Origin of the sequence: Ereboglobus luteus (assembly GCF_003096195.1) — a bacterium.
GTDB classification, from domain to species: domain Bacteria; phylum Verrucomicrobiota; class Verrucomicrobiia; order Opitutales; family Opitutaceae; genus Ereboglobus; species Ereboglobus luteus.
Map to the genome: position 1 here is coordinate 3,826,256 of NZ_CP023004.1, position 24,048 is coordinate 3,850,303.

The following is a 24,048-nucleotide window of genomic DNA, read 5'->3' on the forward strand; positions in this document are numbered from 1 at the left end:
AAACCATGCCCGCAGCAAGCAACAACACTCCCGGCAACACCGCAAACGACGCATCGCCGCGCTCCGTCGCGCAGGATTTCGCAACGGTGTTCGCGCTGCTCAAACCGCAGATGACGCGCCTCGACGCCTTCCTACGCGAACAAATGACCGGCTTTGAGCCCGAGATTCGTCCGATGGCGGAATACTGCATCGACACCTCGGGCAAACGCATCCGCCCCGCGCTTGTTTTTCTGGGCGGCTGGACGGGCGACGCCGAAGACGCACCGCAAGAGCTGATTCGCGCCGCCGCCGTTGTCGAGCTCGTGCACCTGGCCACGCTCGTCCACGACGACATCATGGACGGCGCCGAGCTGCGCCGCAACCGCCGCACCGCCGCGCGCGAATACGGCGCGGAGGCCGCCGTGCTCCTTGGCGACGCCCTTCTCGCGCACGCCGTGCACATCGCCGCCCAGTTTCCCACCACCGAGGTCTGCGCCGAAGTCTCCAACGCCACGCGCAGGGTCTGCGCCGGCGAAATCATCCAGACCATGCGGCGCGGCACGCTCGAAATCACACTCGAGGACTACCAGCGCATCATCGACCTGAAAACCGCCGAGCTCTTCCGGGTGTCCTGCTACCTCGGCGGACGCCTCGCCGGCCATCCCCTGCCCTACTGCCTGGCCGCCGCCGAATTCGGACGCCGCCTCGGCGTGGCGTATCAAATCTACGACGACCTGGCCGATTTCTTCGGCGACGAAAAACGAATTGGCAAAACGCTTGGCACCGACCTTGCCAGCGGAAAAATCACCCTGCCGCTTATCGAGCTTTTCAAACGCCTGTCCTCCGATGCCGACCGCGCCGCGCTCACCGACGAAATCCTAAAGCGCGCCGCCCCCCGCCCCGACCTCCGTATCCAGCAAATGAATACGCTCGGAGTGTTCGAGGCGGTTTCGGACGCAATCCACGCAGAGCTCCGCGCTGCCGAGGCCGTCCTCGCCCCGCACGCGACGCTTCCGCCCGCGCCGTTGCTCCTGCGCCTGCGCGGCGTGCTGCACGACCAGGTGATGACGTTGAAAAAGGACTCGTAAGATACACGGACGCCCGTCCAAAGATTCGCATTCGAGAATCAAATACTCAAACGAAGAGCGCGATGTCCGTCACGAGGCGGCCGACAAAAAATCGCGCACCGTTTCAAGCACACCGACCTTGGGGATTTCCTGCTCCGTGCGCGTGCCCATGTCACGGATTTTAACCACGCCCTTGGCCAGTTCGTCACTGCCATAAATGAGCGCGAGCTTTGCGCCGGATTCCGCCGCCGCCTTGAATTGTTTGCCGAAGGCCATTTCCCGCATCGGATAATCAACGCGGAAACCAGCGGCGCGAATTGCGTTAATGTCGGCAAACGCGGCAAGGCGTTCCTGCTCGCCGCCAATGATCGCATACACATCGGGCGCCTGCACGAACGCCGGCATCAGCCCGCGCTGTTCGAGAAGAAGGCCGAATGTCATGTCGCCGATCGCAAAACCGATCGCGGGCATGTCCGCGTAACCGAGCTTGCCGACAAGATTGTCGTAACGCCCGCCGCCCGCAAGCGCGCGCAACTCACCCTTGCGATCAAACGCCTCAAAAACAAAACCGGTGTAATAGGCGAGGCCGCGAACAACACCGAGATCGACCGAGATATATTTCTCCAAGCCCATCGCGGCGAGATTGCCCAGAAGCTTTTTCCAGTCCGCAAGCCGCGCGCCGAGCTTGGCGGCGGTGGCCGAGTGCGGGGCGAGCACGGCCTCAAGTGCGTCGAGCGATTTGATTTTCAAAAACGCGAGCACCTTTTCCTTGAGCGCCGCGTCCAACGGCGCGCCGAATTGATCCGCGTAGCCCTTGAAAGCATCGTCGCCGGCCTTCTCGTATTTATCGACGGCGCCGAGCACCGCGCGCGAGCGCGCCTCGTCAAGTCCGAGCGCCTCAAGATAATAGAACCAAAGATCGCGATCGCTAAGGCGCACGTAGAAATCCTGCTCCGTCAGTCCGAAGCCGCGAAGACATTGCGTGAGAAGCGCGATCAACTCGGTTTCCGCCTCGACACCGGGCTCGCCGAAAATGTCGGCGTTAAACTGAAAGAAGCAACGCCCCCTTCCCTTTTGCATGCGCTCGTAACGATAAAACTCGGCAATGCTGAACCATTTGACCGGACGCTTGAGCGTGGCCGCCTTGTCGCCGACGAGCCGGCAGACGGTGGGCGTCATCTCCGGGCGGAGCGCAACCTCGCGGCCACCCTTGTCGGTGAAGTTGAAAAGCTGCGACTCGATTTCCTCGCCGGATTTCGTTTTGTAAAGATCGAGCGGTTCCAGCACGGGCGCGTCGTATTCAAGAAAGCCGAACGCGTTTGCTGTATGCCTCCAGACGCGGAAAATGTGATTCCGGCGCGCAAGGGCGTCGGGATAAAATTCGCGAAAACCGGGAAGTGTCTGGAATGCTGGCATGTGAATAATCGTGATACGGAAACCCAAGACGCTGAAAAATGCGGACGCCGGGTGCGATGAAAAAATGCGCACAAATCATCCTTGTCAGTCGTGGGAAGACCCCGCTTTATTTGCGCGCGCTTAGCAACGGACGCTTAGCTCAGTTGGTTAGAGCATCTCGTTTACACCGAGAGGGTCGGGGGTTCGAGTCCCTCAGCGTCCACCATGTCTGAATGTAATTCCGTCTGGAATAACGCAACCATCACATGCAAGCCGGGAACAACGAGATCGGCGGAAAGTATTTGCGGGCTGCCTATTCCAACAACACGCATGCCGGCTCTTCGCGCAGCCTCGACTCCCGCTTCGGCATCCTCAAAAACGACACACTCTGCCGGAGCAATGTCGAGCTCCCGGGCGCCAAGCAGAAATACTTCAGGATCGGGCTTGGCCGCCCGAACTTTGTTTCCGTCGATAATCGCATCGAAGAGACTGGCTATGCCAAGTTTTTCAAGAATCAATGGCGCGTTTTTACTTGCCGAGCCCAGAGCCGTTTTTTTGCCGCACTCGCGCAGCAATTCGAGGTATTCGCGCGCACCGGGAAGAATTTCCGAGCGTGTCATGCGCGAGATGTATTCCACATACCATTCGTTTTTTTGCCGCGCTAGGTTCTCTTTTTGCTCGCTCGAAAATGCGCGCTCACAATTGCCAATCTCCAGCAAAATTTCGAGTGAGCGCATTCTGCTCACGCCTTTGAGGCGTTCGTTGTCTTGTTCCGTAAAGTCAAAGCCAAGTTCTGCCGCAAGGCGTTTCCATGCGAGATAGTGATAACGAGCTGTGTCCACGATCACACCGTCGAGATCGAAGATTGCCGCGCGCGCAGTTTTCATTGGATCAATCATGATAATTTTTCTCCCGGCGAAAGCGCGCGGCATTTTCCGGCAACGCAAAATGCAACGGGGGCAGTGTTGGCGCTGTCGGCGGTGATAATGGCCTGCCCGGGCGTTATGCACACGGAGAACCACTGGCATCGCCACTGGAAGCGGAACACCAGTTTGCTCCATTTCTTAGGAAGCGAAGGGTTGAGAATGATGTGCTCACGCCCAATGCGAAGACCGGCGAATCCTTGCACCGCAACCATCCATGCACCGCCATTTGCGGCGGGATGCGTGCCGCCGATATAGTGCGCGCCGAGAAATTGTTTTGATTCACCCGTAAGGTCTATTGTCGCCGTGCGGAGAAAATAATCATACGCCCGCTCCCCGCCGCCCGTGGCAGCGGCAACGAGCGCGTGGGCGCATGCGCTGAGACTGGAGCCATGTTCGCAGCGCGATTCGTAGTATTCCCAATTGGCGCGCTTAACCTCATCCGCATACTCATCGCCGAAGAGGTGCAGCATCAGGACGACGTCGGCCTGCTTGATGACTTGTGTCGTCGTTGCAAGACCGTGGCCGCCGCCCCAGTATTCATGTTGTTTAAGGATGCGCTTTTTCAACTCATCGACGCCGATATCCTCGAGTTTTAGATAGCCGTCAAATTGCGGAATGATGCCCGTGACTTTGTCGGGCGCGGGCATGTGCAATTTATCAATCATGTCGCGCAGGCGAACGAGGTCGTCCTCATAATCGAGGCGCTTGATGAGTTTTGCTTGGAATGACGCGTCGATTTCACCAAGGGCATTTATCGCATCCAAGGCGATGCGCAGCGTCGCTCGCACCATGACGTTGGTGAATGCGTTGTTGTTGACGCGCTCATGGTATTCATCGGGACCGACAACATCGAGGATTTCGTAGCGATCTTTTTCAGGCTTATACCAAGCGTAAGAGATAAAGAAGCGGGCGCATTCGAGGATAACCTCGGCGCCGCCGTCGAGGAGAACACCAGCGTCACCCGTCATGTGATAGTGGCGCCAAATGGCGAGGGCGACATCAGCGCTAACGTGGATTTGTTTGTCGCGAAAATAAGTGCGCATCGGACGCTGCGTGAAGACATCGGTGACATTAAAATGCGTGCAGGCGTCATCGCCGGTGTCCTGGCTTTCCCACGCATAAAACGCGCCGCGACAACCATATTCGGCGGCTTTGCGACGCGCGCCGTCGAGCGTCCGGATGCGATACCGGACAAGCGCGCCGGACAACGCGGGTTGCGTGTGATCGAAGAACGGCAGCATGAAAATTTCGGTGTCCCAAAATATTCCGCCCTTATAGACTTGGCCGGACAGGCCCCTTGCGGGTATCGATGCGCGGTCAGTTTGCGGCGCAACGATGAGGAGATTGTATATACTATGCCGCATCCCCAATTGCGCCACTGCGTCACCGTCAATTTGCACGTCGGAATTGGCCCATCGCCTGTCCCAAATTGCGCGCGACGCGCCAAGCATTGTGTCATAGCCAATGGCGAGCGCCCGGCGACAGGCGGCGACCGCATCCTGTCTCGCGTTTTGTCCGAAACTGAAGGCGGCAAACTTCGTAAAGCTGCAAGTGTGTCCGGCCATTGCTTCGATATCAAAGCGACGGACGATCGAGTTTTCCGCATTGAAACTGAAAACGCCCGGAGAATGCGGATCGCGCTGGACCGCCTGTGCGACAACCACGGGGATGGCGTTTTCGTGCGTGAGCGCGCAAAGGGTGTCGATCTCATCTTCCTCATGCGCCTGAAAATGCGTCAGGTGCGGGCCGTTTAAATCCCAGGTGTCGCCGTCAATGCCGAGTTCCACGGTGAGTTTGCAAGGGCGATCCGGCGTGATGCGGATGCGCGATGCCCCGAGACTGGTGTCATCAAGGCTAAGCCAGCGTTCGGACTGCACGCGAAGCACGATCCCGGCGGACGTTTGGAAAACGGTGTCACGCGCATGAACAGCACCGCGCATGTCAACAGACTGCGTGTGGCGCAGGACTGTGCATGCGGAGTCGAGCACGGACACGGGTGCCCCGTCGCAGGTGATGCGCAGGAAAAACGGATTGGGCGCGTTTACAGGCTCGCGCCAGAGATCGCCGACCTTGTCATAGAGGCCGGAGAGCGTGCAGGCGACGAGTTGTTCACGGCTGAATTCATCAAGTGTGCCGCGAACACCGACCGCACCGTTGCCGATCATAAACTTGCTCCCGTTTTTGGCGACTTCACCCGCATCGAAACCCTCGGTTTCGACAATCCAGGAAGAATACTCGTTCATTCAAAAGTTATATCAAAACCCGCGTGAGGGTCGCATGCTCGTGGAGCATGCGACCCGGCGTGTTTGTTGTGATATTTTTCACCACTTGCGCCGGCCGATCCGAAGACGAAGCATCGATAGCAAGCCAAGCAACCCAAGAAGCAGCCAGCTCGTCGCTCCACCGCCGCCCTCACTGGTCGTGTCGTTTGACAAGGGCGGCTCGTGACCGGTGATGGACAGAGTCATGCTATCCCGGTTTTTCCCAACAGGGTTGGTCGCGATGACGGAGTAAGTGCCGACATCCTCAAATTCAACATGGCGGATTTCGTAAATCGCACTTGTGCCCGTGGCTATCGGCTCGCCGTCCTTATACCATTGGTAGGTGGCGCCCGGCGAGGCGCGCACGGTGCCGTCGAGCGTGAGCTTCAGGCGATGTCCGATCGACAGGTTTTTGAGTGCGACGACAGGCGTGGGGCTGGCGAGTATGGCTTGCACCGACGCGTTGCCGGTGTCGGTCACATAAACAAATCCATCGCCATCAACAGCGATGCCGGAAGGCGCGTTGAGTCCGGCGGTGTCGTCTATGACCGTGGTCGTCGTGCCGGCGACCGCGTCGTAAACGAGGATTGTGTCGCTTCCGGTGTCCGCCACGTAAACGAGCCCGTTTTTATCAACCGCAACCGCCTCGGGCGTGCTGAATCCAGTGATGGCGGTCACTTCGCCAGTCGCGATATCAATTTCCTTGAGCGCGTTGTTTCCCGTGTCGGCGACGTAGAGTTTTCCCGTCGCCTCGTTAAGCGCGAGGCCGCCGGGCGCGCTGAGTCCCGCGCCAACCAGCGTGGTAACCTCGCCGTCGGGGGAAACTGTCAGGATGGTGTCGCCGCTGGAAACATAAACCGTGCCTTCCGCGTCAACTGCGATGCCGTGAATGGCGTCGAGAGCCTGCGGAGGCGTGACCACCGTGCCGTCGGCAAGCACCCTTGATATTTTTCCGTCACTGCCGGCGACATAGATCACTTCTGACGTGCCGGAGCCCGCCGCGACACAAGTGGCTTGGGGAACAATGGCGAAATCCGAAACAGGAACAGTCTGCGATAGTTTTTTGATAACAGTGCCGTCCACCACATAAAGGTTGCCCGCCTCGTCGCAGGCAATGGAGGCCGGCGTAGTCAGGTTCGTGGAGGTAACGCTGGTTATTTCGGTGTGCGGGGCTATTGTGAGCGTGAGTTGCGCCTGCCCGGAACCGACGGTATTTGTCGCCGAAAGCCTGACGGTGAATTTACCGCTCATGGTCGGCGAACCGGTAATCGCGCCAGTCGCCGCGTCAATTTGCAGCCCCTCCGGCAATCCTTCCGCGGCGTAGCCCGACGGGAGGTGGTTTGCGTCAATTTGATACGCAAACGGCACGCCCAAGGTCGCGGTTGCGGAAGCCTCGCCGGATATCACGGGCACATACCGCAACGGCTGGATGGTGAGCGACAGCGTGGCGGTGCCGGTGCCCTTGCGGTTTGTCGCGGTCAATGCGATGCTGTAATTGCCGGCAGTCGTCGGAATGCCGGTGATTTTATTGAGCACGGGATCAAAGGACAATCCCGGCGGCATCGGCGAGGCGGTGAGCGTCTCGGGCTGCTGGCTCGCCGTCAGCTCGTATGAAAATGGCTCGCCGGCATAGGCGTCCACGATTTTGTCGCTGGTGATCTCCGGCACGAGCAATTCCGTGGCAATGCTCATCACGAGTGTTGCGGTGCCGGTGCCGTTGATGTTGCTCGCCGAGAGCGTGACATTGAAGGTGCCGGATGTCGTGAGCGTGCCGGTGATCAAGCCGTTCGCCGTGTTTACGCTCAATCCCGGTGGCAGGCCGGTGGCGTCATAGCTGGTCGGGGAATAGTCGGCTGTGATTTGGTATGTGAGCGGTTCGCCCGCCGCGCCGCTTATCGTAAGCGCGCCGGTAATCACTGGCTTCCTGCTTGAGCCCGGAACGGGATGGCTCGGCGCGCTCTCTCCCGTGGCATCCAGCGTTGTGACTGTATAATAATAAGTGGTGTCACCGGCGGCTGTCGTGTCCGTGTATGTTGTCGCGGTGACATTTTCGGCGAGCACCGTCCACGAGCCGCCAGCCGTTGGCGCGCGGCGAATCGTGTAGCTGCTCGCGCTGTCAACGGCATCCCAGGAAAGGACTATTGGATTCTCGTCGTTCGTGGCAACCAGGCCGGAAGGCGGGCGGGCCGTCACCAGCACAAAGCGCATGGCATCGGCAACAACCACGCCGATGGTAGTGGTCTCGTGTATAATGGTGGCGGAGCCGGATGTCCCCAATGCAAAATCATACGTGCCGAGCAGCATCCACGAATTGCTGTTTCGTTGCTGGTTGTAGCCGCCATTGTTCCGCTTCTGGTTGTTTGGATCCGGGAGATGCGTGCCTTCCGCATCCGTCACCCGCATTTGCACCTCAGTGCAACGGTTGCCGTTCGCAACCCAAGTTGTATAAACGGCATACTTGCCGGCAATGGGAATGTTGGGGATGAACGAAGCGCTCGACGCGTTTACGCTATTGTCAAACTGGCAGTCGACTCCATAAAAGCTGGGTTCCACGGCCAGCCCGAACGCCTTTGAGGTCGAGGCATTCCAGGAACCGACATACACGGCTCCGCGATTATCAATGATAGATTTGTATGAGACGCCGGAAACAGGCGCGGTATGCTCGCTTTCAACGCCGCCTGAGACAGTCGCGATTTTATAATAGTATATAACGCCGTCCGTGACATCAGTGTCATTGTATTCGGTTGTCGTGACTCCAGTCGCGACAGCGGTGAACGCGCCCGTGGCCGAGTTGGCGCGCCACACAGTGTAGGAGTCCGCCTCAAACACAGGAGCCCACTTGACCTGCACATTTGGCACCCATGGATTTTCCACCTTTGAGGTCGAGTCAACCGGGGGATCGGGCATGAGCGATGCCGTGCGCACCCCGGCGGGCATGGATGGCATGCCGCCCGAAGCCGCGGCACTCAGGCGCACAATGGTGACCCGGTCGGTGACACTCACATTCACCGCTCCGCCGCTGACAGGTGTGTCCGCGGCACTCATCGCACCGGTGTCATCAAGTGTGAAAACGCGCGCGCCAACGATGGAGGCGGGCAGGGTCAGTGTGACCGCCTGCGCCGGGTTGTCCAACACCGTGCCACTCGAATAATCATAGCTGGATTTTCCAAGCCATAAGCAGAGATAAAAATCACCATTGCGCTTTTGAAAGAGCGCCGAGCACACATCGGCGGTTGCCCCGGTCATTGCATAGTCAAGCGAGCCTGCCTCGAAAGCGGCGCCCGGATCCTTCAGCACGGAAAGGACGTTTTTTATGGCATGGTAGGCGGGCTTGGGAGTGAGGGAGATGCTGTTGTTTTGTATAAGGCCGAAATTGTCATCCCTGGCCGAACTTGTCCCGGCGGTGCTCCTGTCCAAATTTCCGTCCACAAGCTCATAGGCGGCGGTGATGGAGAATCCGCTCAAAAAATGCGTGAGGAAATAGCGCGGCATATAGCGTCCATGCACGACCTGGGGCCAGTATTGGGTGGCGCCCGCGCTATACGTGCTATCGCCGCCCTCCGTGGCGATCATGCCCTTGCCTGGAGCCTGAACCTGCGCGCCGTGCTGCTTGGCGAAACCAACGCTGTAAATACCGGAAGCCACTTCCGGCTCCCTTCCATAATAATAACGATGAACGTTGCCGTAATCAATATTGGCGCTCAAGTCGCCCGTTTTCAGATAAGCCGAGTTGTCCTCCGTCACGGACTCGGTTGCCGGCATTTGAAACGCCGGGCCGACGAGCGGAATATCCGCCAGAGCCGGATCCGCGTCCAAGGCCGCTCGTGTTGAAGCCGTGGCAGCCTTGATATAATTGGCATAATAATAAATTGACGCCGGATCATTGGAAAGCGGCTCGGCGTCGCCGGCGCGCCAGTAAGTGGAGGCAAATCTAGTGTCCAGCTTGGCGTTCATCTCAACATAGGCGACCACGTCGCGGCCGGCCTTTTTTATGAAATCGCTAATATTATAAACGGGACCGATTGAATTGAGATATTCCGCCTCCTGGGCCCAGTAGGTGGAGTCGGGGCGGAGGCCCGCGTCGGGCGCAATGGTGATGATGCTCTTCACGCCGGCGTCGGCAAGGCGTTGGATCTTCTTTATGAAGTCCTCGCTGGTGCCGCTATCGCGAATGTGCCTGATGCCCGAGTCAATCAGCAGGTCGGCCAGCGCATCGTATTGTTTCTTGTAAATATCGGGATATGTCCGGGTGTCGTTCCCCTCCTTGTTCCAGCGCGTGCCAACAGCGGTGGAGGCGACAAAACTGTCCGACGGCGCGGCCTGCACGGGATCCGCGCCGGCCCGGGGGGCGAAGCTTGCGCAAACGCATGCAAATGTTGCGAGACACATCCAGGGTGTGGTTTTGGAGTATGTTTTTTTCATGATGTTTTGGTGTGTTTTCAATGCAATGTGTGATTGTGATCGATAGAGGCGTCGGTTGCGCGGGGCTCATGCTCTGGCGGACCGCGTCATTTGACGTGAGAGTGATTTTTGGGGAAGCACGCAGTGTTGCGCGCGCAAGGTTCCAACCAGTGTTTCCGTGTCGAGATCGCAGGCTGGCTGCCCCGTTTTTAAAGATTGAACGGCTGCGGCGCCCGCGGCTTCCCCCATCATGATGCACGCGGGCTGGTCGCGTATGGCGCCATGCACCTTGATGTCACTTGAGTTGCAACGCCCCGCCACCCACAAGTTTTCCCAGCCGCCCGCCGGCACCAAAATACCATAGGGCAGGCCGTAGTATTCCCCCTTGGCCGGGCGGTCCATGCGCAGGAACTCATTAGTATAGCGCTCCCATTGTTCGTCGGAGCAATCATGCACGTGCACATCAACCGACTTATTATAAATGGCAATCTGGTCGGGAAATTCGCGCCGGGCGGAGAAGTCTTCGTAATTCAATTCATATTCACCCACGATTCGCCGGGACTCGCGCACGCCCAGCAGGGAACCTGTGGCGATTAGTTGCATGTTTTCGCAACCGGGCAGGTATTTGCGAAAGAACTCGGCATACTCCCTTGCAAATTTGCGCCCCGTCGCCATCGCCTGGCTCAGGCTGCGACAGTTCAGCGCGTTTGTATTAAAAATATGCCCGGCGTTCATGATCGCGGTGTCGCGGCCGTTCACAAACAGTCCCGGAACGTGCCGGTCGTTTTGTGTGAAAAATCCATCCGCAATGGCCTTGAACACCGCATCCTGTTGCTTACCCGCGTCAAATTTTTCCGTATCAATCCCCGACTGAAGGGCGCAAAGTGTCGGAGCCATTATCCACGGGGTGTCGCGCCCGGCCTCGCGGCAGGCAACCCCGCAAAGATTTGCCAGCACGGCGTCACCCGTGCCATCAACAAACGTCCGGGCGCGCACGTATTTATTGCCTTCTATGTTGTTTACAACAACTCCGTTTAATTTTTTATTATCATGATCGACATCGATTAGTCTGGTGAAGAAGCGCACCTCCACTCCGGCCTTGGCGCAATAGTCATCCAAAACGATTTTAAGCCCCTCCGGATTAAAGGCCACGCCGCCATGCAAGTCCCGCCGCCATCTGTCGGGATGGATGCCCGGCTTGAAACACCCGCGCGCGTGCATCTCTTCCAAGAGCTCGGCGGCAATGCCTCCGGCCAGCATGCGTTCTCCATCCGCCGTGTCCGACCACGCCGCAACCAAGGCGGATGTGCCCATGCCCCCGAGGCATCCCGTCGCCTCCAGCAATAGCACTCTGGCGCCAAGTCTCGCGGCGCTCAACGCCGCGCCCACACCGCCCGGCCCGCCTCCGGCGACCACAAGATCATAATCGCCATCCACGGGGATGCTCCGAGTATATATATGTGTGTTATTGCCCGGCATCACGTTGGAAACAAATTGTTATTATTTTATAGGGTTCATACGGAACGTTCAGTATTTCGGCGGTCAACGCCGCGCGGTCGGGCTCCTTGTCCACATCGCAGATCGCCGCGCGCCACCCTGGCGCGATTTTCAGCGAGGCAACCCCGCGACGACCGTCGGTTTCGTGCATGCGCAAGGCCCATCCCTTGCCCAAGGGTTCGCACCAGGCGGGCAAAAGTGTGGGAGCCTCTTCAACGCCAAGAAAACCTCCGCTCACCGGATTTCCTGAATAATTCAGGCATGGTGTGAACAGCAGATCCGCCAGTGCTGCCGGCTGTTCGGTTGCAGGCAATTCGCAATCGAAACGGCCGATCGCCAGCGATATCTCGTGGCGGTGCATGTCGGAAAAACGGGGCCGATCCTGAAGGCTTCTAATCTTTGGATGAAAATCCGCCTCAGTCACAAGCGCGCTCCGCAACAGACTCACGCCCACGCAACCCTCGCTCACAGTGACGCCGTATTTTGCCTCGGCCACAACAAAGAGCCCCTCGCGTTGCGCATCGTCCATGACCACCAACCAGCGACTGGCTGACACCTCCCATGCCGCCTCCTCCCGTTCATAGCCGGGCGACTGGCTGCGCAAGACACTGCCGTATGGCGTTCCATACCGAACCTGTTTGCCAAGATAGCCCGTGGGAAACAGTCCCTTCAGACACATCTGGGGCTCGCGCCAGTCAATATCATACACTATGCGCAAAACCGACTCATGCCCGTGCAATAAATACTTTATTATTATGTGGCTCGACCTGAGTGTATATTCAAAGGAGATGGATGCCGACGTTTCTGTTTGCTCAATCACGGGCTGTTTCGAGGTGCGCTCCGGCGTCACGCCAGCGACGAGCGAGGGACGATCCAAATCCCATGCGTCATTTGTCGCGGGGTGATCGAAATACCCGCGCAACACCGGGCCCGGGACGAGCGAAACCTCGCGGTCGTCCACAATCAGGGTATTTATACGGCCATCATTGGAAAACGCGGCGCGCACCCTCCGGTTTTTGAGTTGGAGGGATGATGCCTCGGGACGGTCAACCTCAAGCCTGTCCAACGAGGAGAACGGAGCCCCGCTCAAGGGAGGAATCGAATAATATTCGGATTCGTCCCGCCAAACGCGCGGGAGCGGAAGCGGATTAAACAAACACGGCTTCCTGTCAGCACCTTCCGTCCCGCCCAGTTTAGCAACGGCGTCGGACATCGCGTCCGCCCCCAGTTTTTCCAGCTCCGGTATCGTCTCGGCGTAAACCTCCCATATCGAGCTGCCGGGTATGCAATCGTGAAATTGAGCGAATATCAGGCGTTCCCACGCATGCTCGGGAACCGGCCCCGCTCCGCCCGCCGCATAAACCGCCTCCTGCGTCTGCAAGGCTCTTTCAAGCGCGCGAAACGCCGCCTTCATGCGCCCGTGCGTCGTGAAAATCCCGCGATGAAGCTCCAGCATCAACTCGCCCGCGGCGACAGGCAGGCGATCCTTGACCGCGTCGAGACGCTGGAAAAATTCCTCAATGCCACCCCACCCTGTCCGGGGAGAACCGGCGAGATTGGCAAGCCGCCGCGCCCGCTCGCACATCTCCTCCGTCGGGCCGCCGCCACCGTCTCCATAGCCGGTCGGAACCAGATACTCCGGATGCACGGCCGCCTGTTGGTGTTGAAGCGAGTCCTCGCGCAAATTTCGGAGCCCCACCGATTCATTATAATCATGCAACCTCACTATGTGCGAAGTCACCTCGCTCCCGTCAAATCCGCGCCAGCGAAAACTGGTGTGCGGAAACCGATTGATCGTGCTCCACGAAAGTTTGCACGTAAAGAATCCCGTCACCCCGACCGCCTTGAGAAGCTGCGGCACGCAACCGCTGTATCCAAAAACATCCGGAAGCCAGAACACCCGCGCCGGCTCGCCGCGGAGTTTTATAAATCGTCTCTGCCCCAAACGCAAACTGCGCAAAAGCGCCTCTCCACAGGGAAGCTGCGTGTCGCTCTCGACATAACTCGCGCCGGTAGCCTCCCACCGCCCCTCACCGATGAGCTCGCGCACGCGATTATATAATGCCGGGGTCTTCCGCTCCACCGCTTCGTAGCTGGCGGGCTGCGAATAGCCAAATTTATATTCCGGATACTCGCCCAGCAAACGCACTTGCGTCGCCCATGTATGCACCGCCTTGAATTCACCCACGCGCTCCGGCCAGAGCCACACAAGATCGATATGCGCGTGCCCCGTCAAAACCGCCCGCAGTGATTGTGGATCGGCGGGAAAATCGCAATAGATCGCGGCCAGTTGTTTCTGGAACGCCTCCGGCCCCTCCGCATCAAACACATCGATTGCGTCATCCAAGCGCATGCACCAGCGCCTGAACAATGGCGTGGCCCGCTGAAACGAGGGAGTGTGCCGGACGGGATCGGTCAGCGATTTTTTCAATCCCGGTTGAGTGTCCGCCATGTCAGCCTCCATGATGTCCAGCAGCACGCGAAGATCATGGTAAAGCGACCACGCCAGATCGTTCCGCCGCAACAGGCGCGGGGGCTCGTATTCGCTCCCGTCTTCGGCCAGCGCCAGCGCGTTTCCGTCAAGCCATATGCCCGAGCGAATGCACACCGACTCGATCCAAAGTGCGCGCGCGCCCTTACCCAACGGACAATAGGGATGCGCCAGGTCGATCCCGGCCACTGGAACGCCGTCTCTGTATGCGGTCGCCTCCGCCTGGTCCCGCCAGTGCAAATACACACCGCCACTTCCCGCAACCTCCGGAAGTTCAAGGCGAAACCATCGTTGCGCATATTTCGGCCCCCAGAAAAACCTGCCTTCGGGCGCCAATGAAAAATCCGCGTCCGCCAGCTCGTCAATGCGCCGGTAGTCCATGCTGCTTTCCGTTTGGCGCACAACAATGTCACCCTCCACCTCGGTCCAAATATCAGCCTGCAATCGACGCAGGACTTCGCCGATTCTTGGTGGGATTAACTGGGTTAGAAATGATTTAGTAAGCATATTCGATCAGTCTATTTTAATAATATTTAAGGTGTCGTTATAATTACTTCGAAACAGTGCCATTGTCCGAGTCGTCCACGGTTGCCGTCTTTAAACTCTTGAACAGTCTCCGAATGTCGCGAAAGCCTCCCCACGTAAACCAGATCGCCGTGGTGACTGTGATCAACAAAGGCAGCCCGATGGATGTGATGTGCCAGAAACCCATCCACACATCCTTGGGCCAGGGCCGAATCCAACTGACCGCCCCGCTCTTGCCTATCAGATTCCACGCAGTCCCGATCACCATCACCAAAAACCAGCCCGCCATCCACACAAACAGGCCGCCGGCTATCCATTTGTCACTCTTGCTGAATTTATCGTCGAAGCCTATAAGCTTTCCCAGTGTCAGCGATTTTCTCCATCCGCCCGGTTTGGGTTTGTCAGCGGCGGCGACATCGCGATGCAACATTTTCTCCAGTGGATAAGGCGCCTTGCAGGTGCATAGTGAAACCACTATATACAATGTAATCGATGTGATCGCCGCGATCATTGAAATTTGTATTCCATTCAATTGAAATGACGGAACGCCGGTGATGCCGACCGCGCCCAGCAAATAATTCAAAACCGAGGAAAACACACCGGCGCCCCATATTTTATAAACAAGGATGCCGCCGCCGGAAAGTATGGAGCCCGTTACCATTGCCGTCCACGCCCCGGCGCTCGTGCCGCGCCGCCAATACAGCCCCCCGATGATGGCCGCCCCGGCGCCGCCCACGTAAACCGCCGTGGTCACCTGCCACCACATCACAATATATTCCGTCTGGGTAAAAAATGTTCCGAACAGGAATGCAAAAACCGCCACGCCGACAATGCACCCGCGCAGCAGCTTGATGTGCTTCTCGGGCGGCGGCGGACGCTTCATGCGGGGAAGAATCACGTCCTGCGCCAGCATGCTGCCCCATGAGTGCAAATGCGTGGAGTCCCCGCCAAATATTCCCAGCAACAATATTGCGCACAGCGCCCCCTTTACTCCGGCGGGCAGCATTTGCGACAAAGCGACGGGAATGGTCATTTGCTTTTGAAGCTGGGGAGTCGCTATGCCGTCCAATGTCTCCTTTGCCTGCACTGAAGCCGACGCAAAATCCGGGTGGTTCAAAAATGCGAGCGCCGCCGCGCCCAACAATACAATCACGACAACTTTTCCTGCCTCCCTCCATTTCCCAAGCAGACCGGCCATGCGCGCGTCATGCGGAGTGGCGGCGGCGGTGTTGTATGATCCGGCGTTCTGCCAGGCCATGGTTCCATAGACTCCCAAAAACAGCCCCATGAGAACATACCATAAATTAAAATCCTGCACCTGCCATGCGTCGAAGGGATCAACCATCGAATAACCGGCGGGACGACTGCCAAGCACATCGCTCATCTGCGACCAGCCGACCACGCAGAACACGCCCACGATGATGAGAAGATACATGACCTGGGAAAAAATGCCCTCGAGGCAGTCGGTGACCATCAGGGTGATCAATCCGCCCGCGAGCGTCAGGCTCAGGCTTACGCCGATCAGGCATCCCATGAGCGGAACATACGTTGGTATGACATATCCAAACAAATGCAATTCCGGCGGCAGTTGGAGAAAATACACCATGAACCGCGACCCGACCGCCGGGATTATTCCAAAATTCAATATGCCCGCAATAAATCCGAGTATGCCGCTGAAGCGCCGGAAACCGCGGCTGTATCGCATTTCGAAAAATTGCGCCAGCGTCATGGCGCGGGTTTCGCGAAACCGGTAGATGACAAAACCGAAGATGCCAACAACGAGATAAATGGGAGGCGTGATCCACCCCCACCAGTAAGGCACGAAACCCGCGTGGGCGAACACCTCCCACGCGGCAACAAACACCACCGCGCCCGCCTGCATTTCACCCTTGGCAACAGCCAGCAGGTAGCGCCCGGCCATCCGTCCCCCTGACACAAACTGGGCGACGCCTTTCATGACCCTGTGGGTATAAAAACCCACAACGGCAATTACCAGTATCGGCAAAACTAATATGGTCCAGTCCAGTAAGCTCATCTAAAGGGCGTCGGTTTATGCATGCAGTTTATCAACACGTCTTGATTTCTCAGAACGTGAGTGAGCTGCGGATTTGGAAGGTGCGCGGTTCCTGCGTGTAGCGTTCCAATATGAAGGCGGCATGATTGACGCCCGAGTCAACCGCCCGGCGCGGCTGCAGGTCGTCGTTGTCGAGCACATTGTAAACATACAGGCGAATGTCCCAATGCACCTTGTTGTTCCAGAGCCTCCGTCCGTAGCCCACGTTCATGTTCATCTTGAACTCCGCGGGACCGTAATACGCATTATGGATATCAAGCTCCCCGTTGTTCATCCGCTGATAGCCGATGATGCTTCTGGATTTCCAGCGCATATCGACGCCTGCGGTCACGCCTTTAAACCATCCTTTCTGGAAGGTATAGTTCACGTTGAAATTGGAATTCCATTCACGGCTGTTGCTTCCCCTCTTGCCAATGATGGCCCTGGCATCTGCCACGTTTTGTTTGTAAACATTAGCCGCGTCGCCGACCGTCCTCGCCGCCGCATTGGTAACCGTCAAAATCACATTTCGGTTTTCCTGCCACACGGCCCAGTTTTGATTGATATAATCAACCACTTCGCTCGCATATTTCGTGATGGTCGTTTTTTGCTGTCCCACGGTCAGCCGCATCCGGACTGCTTTGCCGATATTTCCCACGAGGGCGAATTCAATGCCGTCGGTCGAGTCATCGCGGTAGAAGCGGTTGAGCGAGGTGTTCAGCACCTTTGTGGAGTCTATGGTGTTCCATATCCTGTTTGCATAATCCATCATGGATGCCGGCAGCTGGGTGGTCACGTCGCGCTGGGCGGTCTCGAAGTAGGTGAATGAGGCGAATATCCGCCCTTCCCACAAATCTATCTTCACGCCCCAATCCTTGGTTTCACCGTAGGTGGGCCGCAGGGCATTTCCAAAAATATCGCCGGCATTGGCCGCGCCGGAGACAAATATGTCTGAATAATTATAGGTAAGCCCCACTCTCTGGAACGGACGAAGCACAAAGCTGTATGTCTTGGTGCCCACCCTTGTCCTTGTCCTCGGATTCCACGTTCCGGATTGGATTGCGGAGCTCCAGTTTGTATAGTCCCCGTCGAATCCGTTCACCGCGTTCCGTGCAAATGTCATCGACTTCTGGTCAAGGATGTCGCGACGGTAACCATAGAGCGCGGTCAGGCGGTAGTAACCCGCTTTTGTCCGAACAAAATTCGATTGAATGGCGCCGACAAAACTTTCCGTTTCCGTGATGGATCGCCTTGGCGCCTGCTGTGCCATCACCTTGTCTATATTTACTCCGGTGCCGACATCCACCCCGACCAGATTGCCGTCGGATTGATAAACCTCCGCGCCCGGGCTTAAATACCAACGGCGCCTGAGGGCGTTTTGCGCGTTGTTTATCTGGGTGTTAAATCCAGTCAAGGGCGTCGTGTTCACATACCGGCCCACCGCAAACCAATTGTCCTCTCGATTGTTTTCATACAAGCCCATCAACCGATGGCGGCCGAGGCCGAATTTGCCGAAAAGCTCCTCCAGGCTGAAATCATAAACCAGGGTGGCCCTGTAGTTTTTCAGCTCCCATTTCTGGCGCGTGTCCTCCATGGACGAATCCTCAATATAAGGCTGCCCCACGTGCGGATTGGGAGAGCCATCGGGCAAAAGTTCGTTGGGATCCACGTAGATTGTCCGGGTCGCGCCCGATCCCCAGCCCTGCCCGTCAAACATATACTCGGAAATATGCTTGTTGGCCGCCAGCTCAAGGCTCATGCCGCGAAACAGTTGCTGCTCTAAAAATGCGCTCATGTTTTTATAATCCGTCCTGTGATAGGCGCGGTCACCGTAAAGATTTTTTGTCAGGTCAAGCCGCCATTGAGTGCCGTCGGGCATTTCCAACAAATTGCTGTCCTCCGTGAATGATACAAACGGAATCAAGGAGTTGTCGGCCGCGGCCGCGGTCGAGCTCTGCCAATGGGCCGATCTGGCCATGTTCATCCAGTCCTGCACCTTGCCATCGCCGCCCTCGACATAAACAAGGTTGTGCGCCGTGGAATAGTTGCCCAGCCCAGAGGCGGCGCTTGCCGTGAAGTTTCCTTTTCCCGTGTCATTCTGCCCCTCGCCAGTCATCCAGTTTACCGTCGGACACCCGGCCAGCACCCACGGCGTGTAAGCATCATAGAATGCATTGTTAATGTCGAGGTAGCGCCTGCGCGCGCCCTCCTCATAGTTTACAGTAAGTGATGTGTGCCTGAACGGACGCCATGTGACCGCGCCGTATAGCGAGTCAAACCCGTCAAGGGAGGGTTGCTTGTAGGTTTTGCGGTTCTGGCTGACGCCGGCAACGCGGACGGCAAGGTTTCTTTTGAGAAGAACTGTATTAAGATCAAACTCGCCCCTCGAACTTCCGTATTTGTCCGTGGTGTAGGCGACCGACAGACGGTTTTTGCCCAAATTGGGGCGCTTCGATGTCGAGCCAATGCTGCCCCCGGGACTTCCGACACCTATTAGAATCGCATTCGGCCCGCGGGAAAACGTGAGGCTCTCGGTGCTAAACCTGTCAATGGGCACCATGAGGCGCGGAAAGAAATCCACCCGCTGACTGCCCGTCGCAAATCCGCGCGAATAATAATTTGTGTTAAACCACTGCGAGTCATTTATGACATCCCCGCTGTCAACGCTTCCCTCAAAGGTTGCAAGATTGGCCACGACCTTGAGCGCGTCCTGCGCATTCCATGCGCCAATATCATCAAGCAGCTCGTTGGTGAGGGCGTCAATGGATGCGCCGACATCCTTGATGTCCGCGCGGAGGCGGTTGCCGGCGACCGTTTCCTTCGCCATGTAGCCGCTCTCGCTTCTTTCGACGGAGACGACAAACGGGGAAAGTTCCACAATTTCATCATCGCCGGGTGTCGTGGCGCTTTTTGCGGCATTTGGCGACATCTGCCCGAAACTAAAAAGTGTTCCGGCAAACATTAACGAAAATAATCCGACGCCTTTTCGGGTAGTTTTTGCAGGTAATGGAAGCATGTTTATATTCTGTTTTTATTTTTTGTGCACGAATGATACGCGCCGTTTGGGTTGGGTTTTGCCGTCAAAGTATATTCTTTTCCGGATTTGGATAACTAAGCGATAAACGCGGTAAAATATGTGTTTATGAAGTTTGTTTTTTCGATCATATTGAATTTTTGCAATTGCCCGATTTGTTATTGTTTTCGGACATGTGTTATAAAAGTTCACCAAGCCGGATCGCGCCGGGCTTGATTGCGCACAATCCGGAAATTTTCACCGGCGCGCCCGACGCGAAACTGGTGTTCGCAGCCACGCCGACCATGATGGACGCGGCTCCTTGCTCCACGCCCGCGTCGCGCCCCAGCGGATCGCGCGCCAGACGCGAGTCGAAGATGGCCGCCTGCATGCGGGGATCGCCGCCCCCATGCGCTCCCGCCTCGGGCTCAACATGGATGACTTGTTGTTTTTTGAAATGGGGTGTCACCCGGATGGTAATGTTGCGTCCCGCCATTTTTTGCTGCGCATCAAGCTCCTTGTCTGACTGGCCTGTGATAATATGGCTGCGGTGAAGCTCCTCGTATTCCAGCCGGCCGCGGTCCCCCGTGAAGGAAACCCGGTAGCCTTCGTAGGGCGCGTAGGCCACGAGCGAATAGTTCAGCTGCTGCCCGCCGCGATAGCGCACCAGGACGCTCATGGTGTCCTCGATGTCGATGCCGGCGCGAAACACATTCCGGTCCCGTATGTAACCGGTTTCAGCCTCTGCATTCAAATAGATGCCGCGCAATGCGTCGTCCTTGGATAGATCCATCTTATACGGATCATCGGCCGCCGCTTTTCCGGTATACCGGTCGTAACCGGTCCACTGGCCGTCCCCGCGGCGAATCGCATTTTCCCTCCCATAATACGCGAGACTTCCCATGCCGAACACATCCTCGGGAATCCCGTCAATCCACCAGTTCACCAAGTCAAAATGATGCGTGGCCTTGTGAATAATCAGACCGCCCGAGCAGGCTTTTTCGCTGTGCCAGCGCCGGAAGTAGTCCGCGCCGTGGTTTGTATCGAGAAAATATTCGAGGTTTACGTGTTTGATATCGCCGATCGCGCCATCACGGATGATCTCCTTGACCCGCGTGGTTCCGGTGGACCAACGGTAGTTGAACGCCACACGCAAACGCCCCTTGGCGGCGGCCGACGCCTCGAGAACCTTGCGACAGCTTTCGGCCGTCGTGACCATCGGTTTTTCGGTGATCACGTCACACCCCGCCGCAAGCGCCCTGGTGATGTAGCGTTCGTGCGTGTGATCGGGCGAGCACACCACAACCGCATCGGGTTCGCACTCCGCCAACATGCGATCAAACTCGTCGTCGCGATACAACCGCGGCTCCACAGCGGCATCGTAGGCCGAGCGCACGCGATTCAGGTGGTATTCGATTGCCTTGAAACTTTTGTCGCAGGCGGCCACCACTTGCGCGCGCGCGGGAAAGTCGCGCACGATCGGATCAAGGAACATGGAAACGCGGCCACCAAAGCCGACGATTGCGTAACGGGTAATTTGGTCTGTTTGCATAATATAATTATTGGTTGGCAATGGGCGCCGGTGGAGACGCGCTCAGGCGAGTGTCATTTCCTCCCGCAATTCGCTCGGGGGATAAAACATGCGAGGAGGATTGTAGGAGATAATTTGAGCCGACTCCTCCAAGGATGGTTTCAGCGCCTCGTAGGGCAGATCCTGCGCATCGCAGTTCCGCTGCTTGCACAACGCGGCCGCGATCGCGCAGCTCTGCGCGAGTATCATGAAAACCGGCTCCATGCGGATCGAGCCGAACGCGATATGCGAAGCCGACACGCAAACAGGCACGAACAAGTTGGAGACTGATTTCCGCGGCGGCACGACCGCGCGATATGAGATCGGATACGGCGGCTCGCCTCCGTATTGGACATCGCCCTCGTTGAGCACGCGCCCGTCCACGACAACGCGCCGGCAGTTGTGCGAATCCATGCCGTAAGCTCCATAGCCCACAACATCGTCGGCGCGCCGGTAGCCGCGGCAATCGTGTTCCGTCACCACATAATCGGAAACCATGCGCCGCGCCTCACGCACATAGAGTTGCGGAGGCCAGTGCCCGCTGTCGGCAAACTCATCGGCGGCCAGCCCCCAGCGGCGCATTTCCATCTGAAGCCCCGCGGGCACGCGAGGATCGTTGCAATAAAACCAAAACAACCCGCGCACATGATTCACATGCTCCTGAAAGATTAGCTCGCGCCCGGCGTATGACGATTCCGGATACATGTGACTGGCGCCAATATAATCCGAGGAAAACGCGCCGTGATTGTTCACGTCGGTCTTGCCGCCCCGGATCATGTCAAACTTGCGAAATGTCTGGCTCCACCCGCCGCGAAGATACCGGGCGAGCAGCTCGTAATTGAGCGGATCGTAGCCGTCGGGTTTTTCAAAAACTATCCGGTCCCGGGCGCGGGTCAGGCACATCCGAAAGTTATAGGCTTGCACCCGCTTGTCGCCGCTTCCCAGCGGGGCAAGCGGTTCGGGGTCGATTCCAGGCAGAAGCCCGCTGCCGGGGTCGCCCTCGCGAACATAAGGCGACACGGGCAGCTCGAACTGATGCTGGTCATACACTTGGACGCCGTTGAGCAGCTCCCCGTATTTCGCGTTTCCCTCCCTGCCCACGGTGTGGGGGACATTAGCCTTTGCCATCAAATCACCCTCGTAGGTCGCATCAATGTAATGCCCCGCCCGCACCTCAAGCCCGCTCTCCATGCGTATGGACATGATCCTGCCATTCTCCACTTTTACAGTGTCGAGATACTGAAATGGTATCGGCTCGACATCAGCCTCCCGCAAAAACCCGGCAAACAATTTTTGCGCCACACCAGGCTCGATGCGCCATTCTCTTTCGACGCCATAGTGGGCGCCGGCGCGGCGGTAAAATTCGGCGGCGAGCCCGCCAATGATCGAGAAGTCTCCAAAATCGGTGTAGCCCAATCCGCTTGCCGCAAGCCCGCCGACGTGGCGCGTGTTTGCGAGCAGGACGACGCTCAAATTGCGCCGGGCACCCTCCACGGCCGCCATGACGCCCGCCGACGTGGCTCCGTAAATGCAGAGGTCGGCATGCAAATGCTGCCCGTCTCTCTTTTGCCTATCCGGTTGATAATATGATAATGGCATGGTAATAAATTTCTAATATCAAGGTTTCACTCTTCCGCCAAACGCAGCGCAATGCCTTCATGCGAATGACCCGCCTTCCGGCTCAAAAGAAAAATGATAAAAAAGAATAAATTGTTTTCATAAAACAGTAGTATTTTTCTAACCCGCCCAACCTCATCCGCCGAAATGGCCGTCAGCGCCGGCTCGAGCGAAGCGAAGAGATTGCGCGCATTGTTTTAATTCATGGTATTATAAATGCCACGGGAGACTCGCCGTCGGGACGGGGAGCCGTTTTCGTCACTGGCTTGCCGGTGATGTTGTCCGCATTGATTCGGACCGGCGCGGAAAACCTGGATTGTCTGCTCTCAAAGTAACTCTCCAGCTGGCGCTCCGCCCATGCCGGATGGTATGCCGTGGCATTCTGAAATGATACTTCGCAGCCAGAGCCGATATAAATCTGCGTTATCCCGTTGTCCCAAGCCCGCAGTCCATTGATCCTCGACATGCATTTGGTGAGAAAAAAGCCGAAACCCAGATTCGCATAAACATCGATGTCCTCGGCCTCCATTTTTGAATCTCGAATATTGGCAAGGCCATTGTCGTTGCCCCAAAATTTGCCGCCTTTAATTCGGCAATGCATCTCATCGTGCGCGGAAAAACCCTCGTCAAGGTTATGGAACCCCTCGATGTTCTCGAATACCAACCCCGTGCCTTTGCCATGCAGATTAAAGGCATCGTTCAGGCTCCCGCTGGCCCGTATGTTTCGATAAACATGATGGGAGGAGTTATACACGCGCACGGCAAAACCCCGTGAAGATATTTCCCACCCTTCGGTCATTGTTCCGGGCAGCAAAATTAATCGGGTCCGCTCGTCATTGAACGTCGCATAACGAGTCGGCTGATTTGTTTTCGCCGAAACAACCAGACGCTCCCCCTGATAAGTGATAACGCAAGGATACTTGCGCGGCAAATCGCATACCCAGCGGCCATTTTCCTCCTTAAACCCCCTCAATGGTTCAAACCCAGTGACAAGCTCCCCATTGCCTTCGATGATAATGGGAGCGCCTTCAGTGCCCGACGCTTCCACAAAAAGCATTTCCCGATAAGGTCCGCTGCCCTTGGCGATTTGGATTGTATCACCGGCTTTGGCAGCCGCGGCAGCCGCGCGGAGCGATGTGAAATCGGCTCCGCCGCGCCGGTCAACACGGAGGATGGCGGCGTCTGCAATGCACGTCAGTAAACAGCATGCCAGCGTTATGGCGCCAAAAGTCTTTTCAAGATGCATAAGAAAA

General features: G+C 57.3%; 12 protein-coding genes and 1 tRNA gene. 2 read left to right on the plus strand and 11 right to left on the minus strand.

Features of this window, described 5'->3' with window-relative positions; genetic code table 11:
* Positions 1-5 precede the first annotated feature (5 nt).
* Positions 6-1,067 carry a polyprenyl synthetase family protein gene (locus tag CKA38_RS14005; RefSeq protein WP_108826119.1) on the plus strand — a complete coding sequence of 354 codons (1,062 nt, stop codon included), beginning with the start codon at positions 6-8 and terminating at the stop codon, positions 1,065-1,067.
* A gap of 69 nt (positions 1,068-1,136) precedes the next feature.
* Here the strand turns inward: CKA38_RS14005 and hisS are convergent, their stop codons facing one another.
* Entirely contained in the window at positions 1,137-2,462 is a 1,326-nt protein-coding gene (gene hisS, locus CKA38_RS14010) for a histidine--tRNA ligase (RefSeq protein ID WP_108826120.1), read from the minus strand.
* A 128-nt stretch (positions 2,463-2,590) separates the two neighbouring features.
* Between hisS and CKA38_RS14015 the strand changes: the two genes are divergently transcribed.
* Positions 2,591-2,667, plus strand: a tRNA-Val gene (locus tag CKA38_RS14015).
* Here CKA38_RS14015 and pgmB read toward each other — a convergent pair.
* The 10 genes from pgmB to CKA38_RS14070 all read right to left on the minus strand — a co-directional run bounded on the left by pgmB (position 2,624) and on the right by CKA38_RS14070 (position 24,041).
* Positions 2,624-3,328: a beta-phosphoglucomutase gene (gene pgmB, locus CKA38_RS14020; RefSeq protein WP_108826611.1), complete on the minus strand. Its 705-nt coding sequence runs from the start codon at positions 3,326-3,328 to the stop codon at positions 2,624-2,626. The two genes, CKA38_RS14015 and pgmB, sit on opposite strands and share 44 nt — an antisense overlap.
* A gap of 8 nt (positions 3,329-3,336) precedes the next feature.
* Positions 3,337-5,610: a glycosyl hydrolase family 65 domain-containing protein gene (locus CKA38_RS14025; protein ID WP_108826121.1), complete on the minus strand. Its 2,274-nt coding sequence runs from the start codon at positions 5,608-5,610 to the stop codon at positions 3,337-3,339.
* Between the two features lie 78 nt (positions 5,611-5,688).
* Positions 5,689-10,050: a putative Ig domain-containing protein gene (locus CKA38_RS14030; RefSeq protein WP_152032882.1), complete on the minus strand. Its 4,362-nt coding sequence runs from the start codon at positions 10,048-10,050 to the stop codon at positions 5,689-5,691.
* 66 nt (positions 10,051-10,116) lie between these two features.
* A complete protein-coding gene (locus tag CKA38_RS14035) occupies positions 10,117-11,508 on the minus strand; it encodes an FAD-dependent oxidoreductase (protein WP_108826123.1) in 1,392 nt (463 codons plus the stop codon).
* Positions 11,495-14,524: an alpha-mannosidase gene (locus tag CKA38_RS14040; RefSeq protein ID WP_108826124.1), complete on the minus strand. Its 3,030-nt coding sequence runs from the start codon at positions 14,522-14,524 to the stop codon at positions 11,495-11,497. Before CKA38_RS14040 ends, CKA38_RS14035 begins: the two co-directional genes overlap by 14 nt.
* Positions 14,525-14,567: 43 nt before the next feature.
* Positions 14,568-16,499: a sodium:solute symporter family transporter gene (locus CKA38_RS14045; RefSeq protein WP_236919053.1), complete on the minus strand. Its 1,932-nt coding sequence runs from the start codon at positions 16,497-16,499 to the stop codon at positions 14,568-14,570.
* A gap of 127 nt (positions 16,500-16,626) precedes the next feature.
* Complete coding sequence (locus CKA38_RS14050; RefSeq protein WP_152032883.1) at positions 16,627-19,557, minus strand: hypothetical protein; 2,931 nt, start codon at positions 19,555-19,557, stop codon at positions 16,627-16,629.
* A gap of 250 nt (positions 19,558-19,807) precedes the next feature.
* On the minus strand, positions 19,808-21,160 hold the full coding sequence (locus CKA38_RS14060; RefSeq protein ID WP_108826128.1) for a Gfo/Idh/MocA family protein: 1,353 nt from the start codon (positions 21,158-21,160) through the stop codon (positions 19,808-19,810).
* 42 nt (positions 21,161-21,202) lie between these two features.
* A complete protein-coding gene (locus CKA38_RS14065) occupies positions 21,203-22,777 on the minus strand; it encodes an FAD-dependent oxidoreductase (RefSeq protein ID WP_108826129.1) in 1,575 nt (524 codons plus the stop codon).
* 220 nt (positions 22,778-22,997) lie between these two features.
* Positions 22,998-24,041, minus strand: coding sequence for a hypothetical protein (locus CKA38_RS14070; protein WP_108826130.1), 1,044 nt, complete (start codon positions 24,039-24,041; stop codon positions 22,998-23,000).
* Positions 24,042-24,048 lie beyond the last annotated feature (7 nt).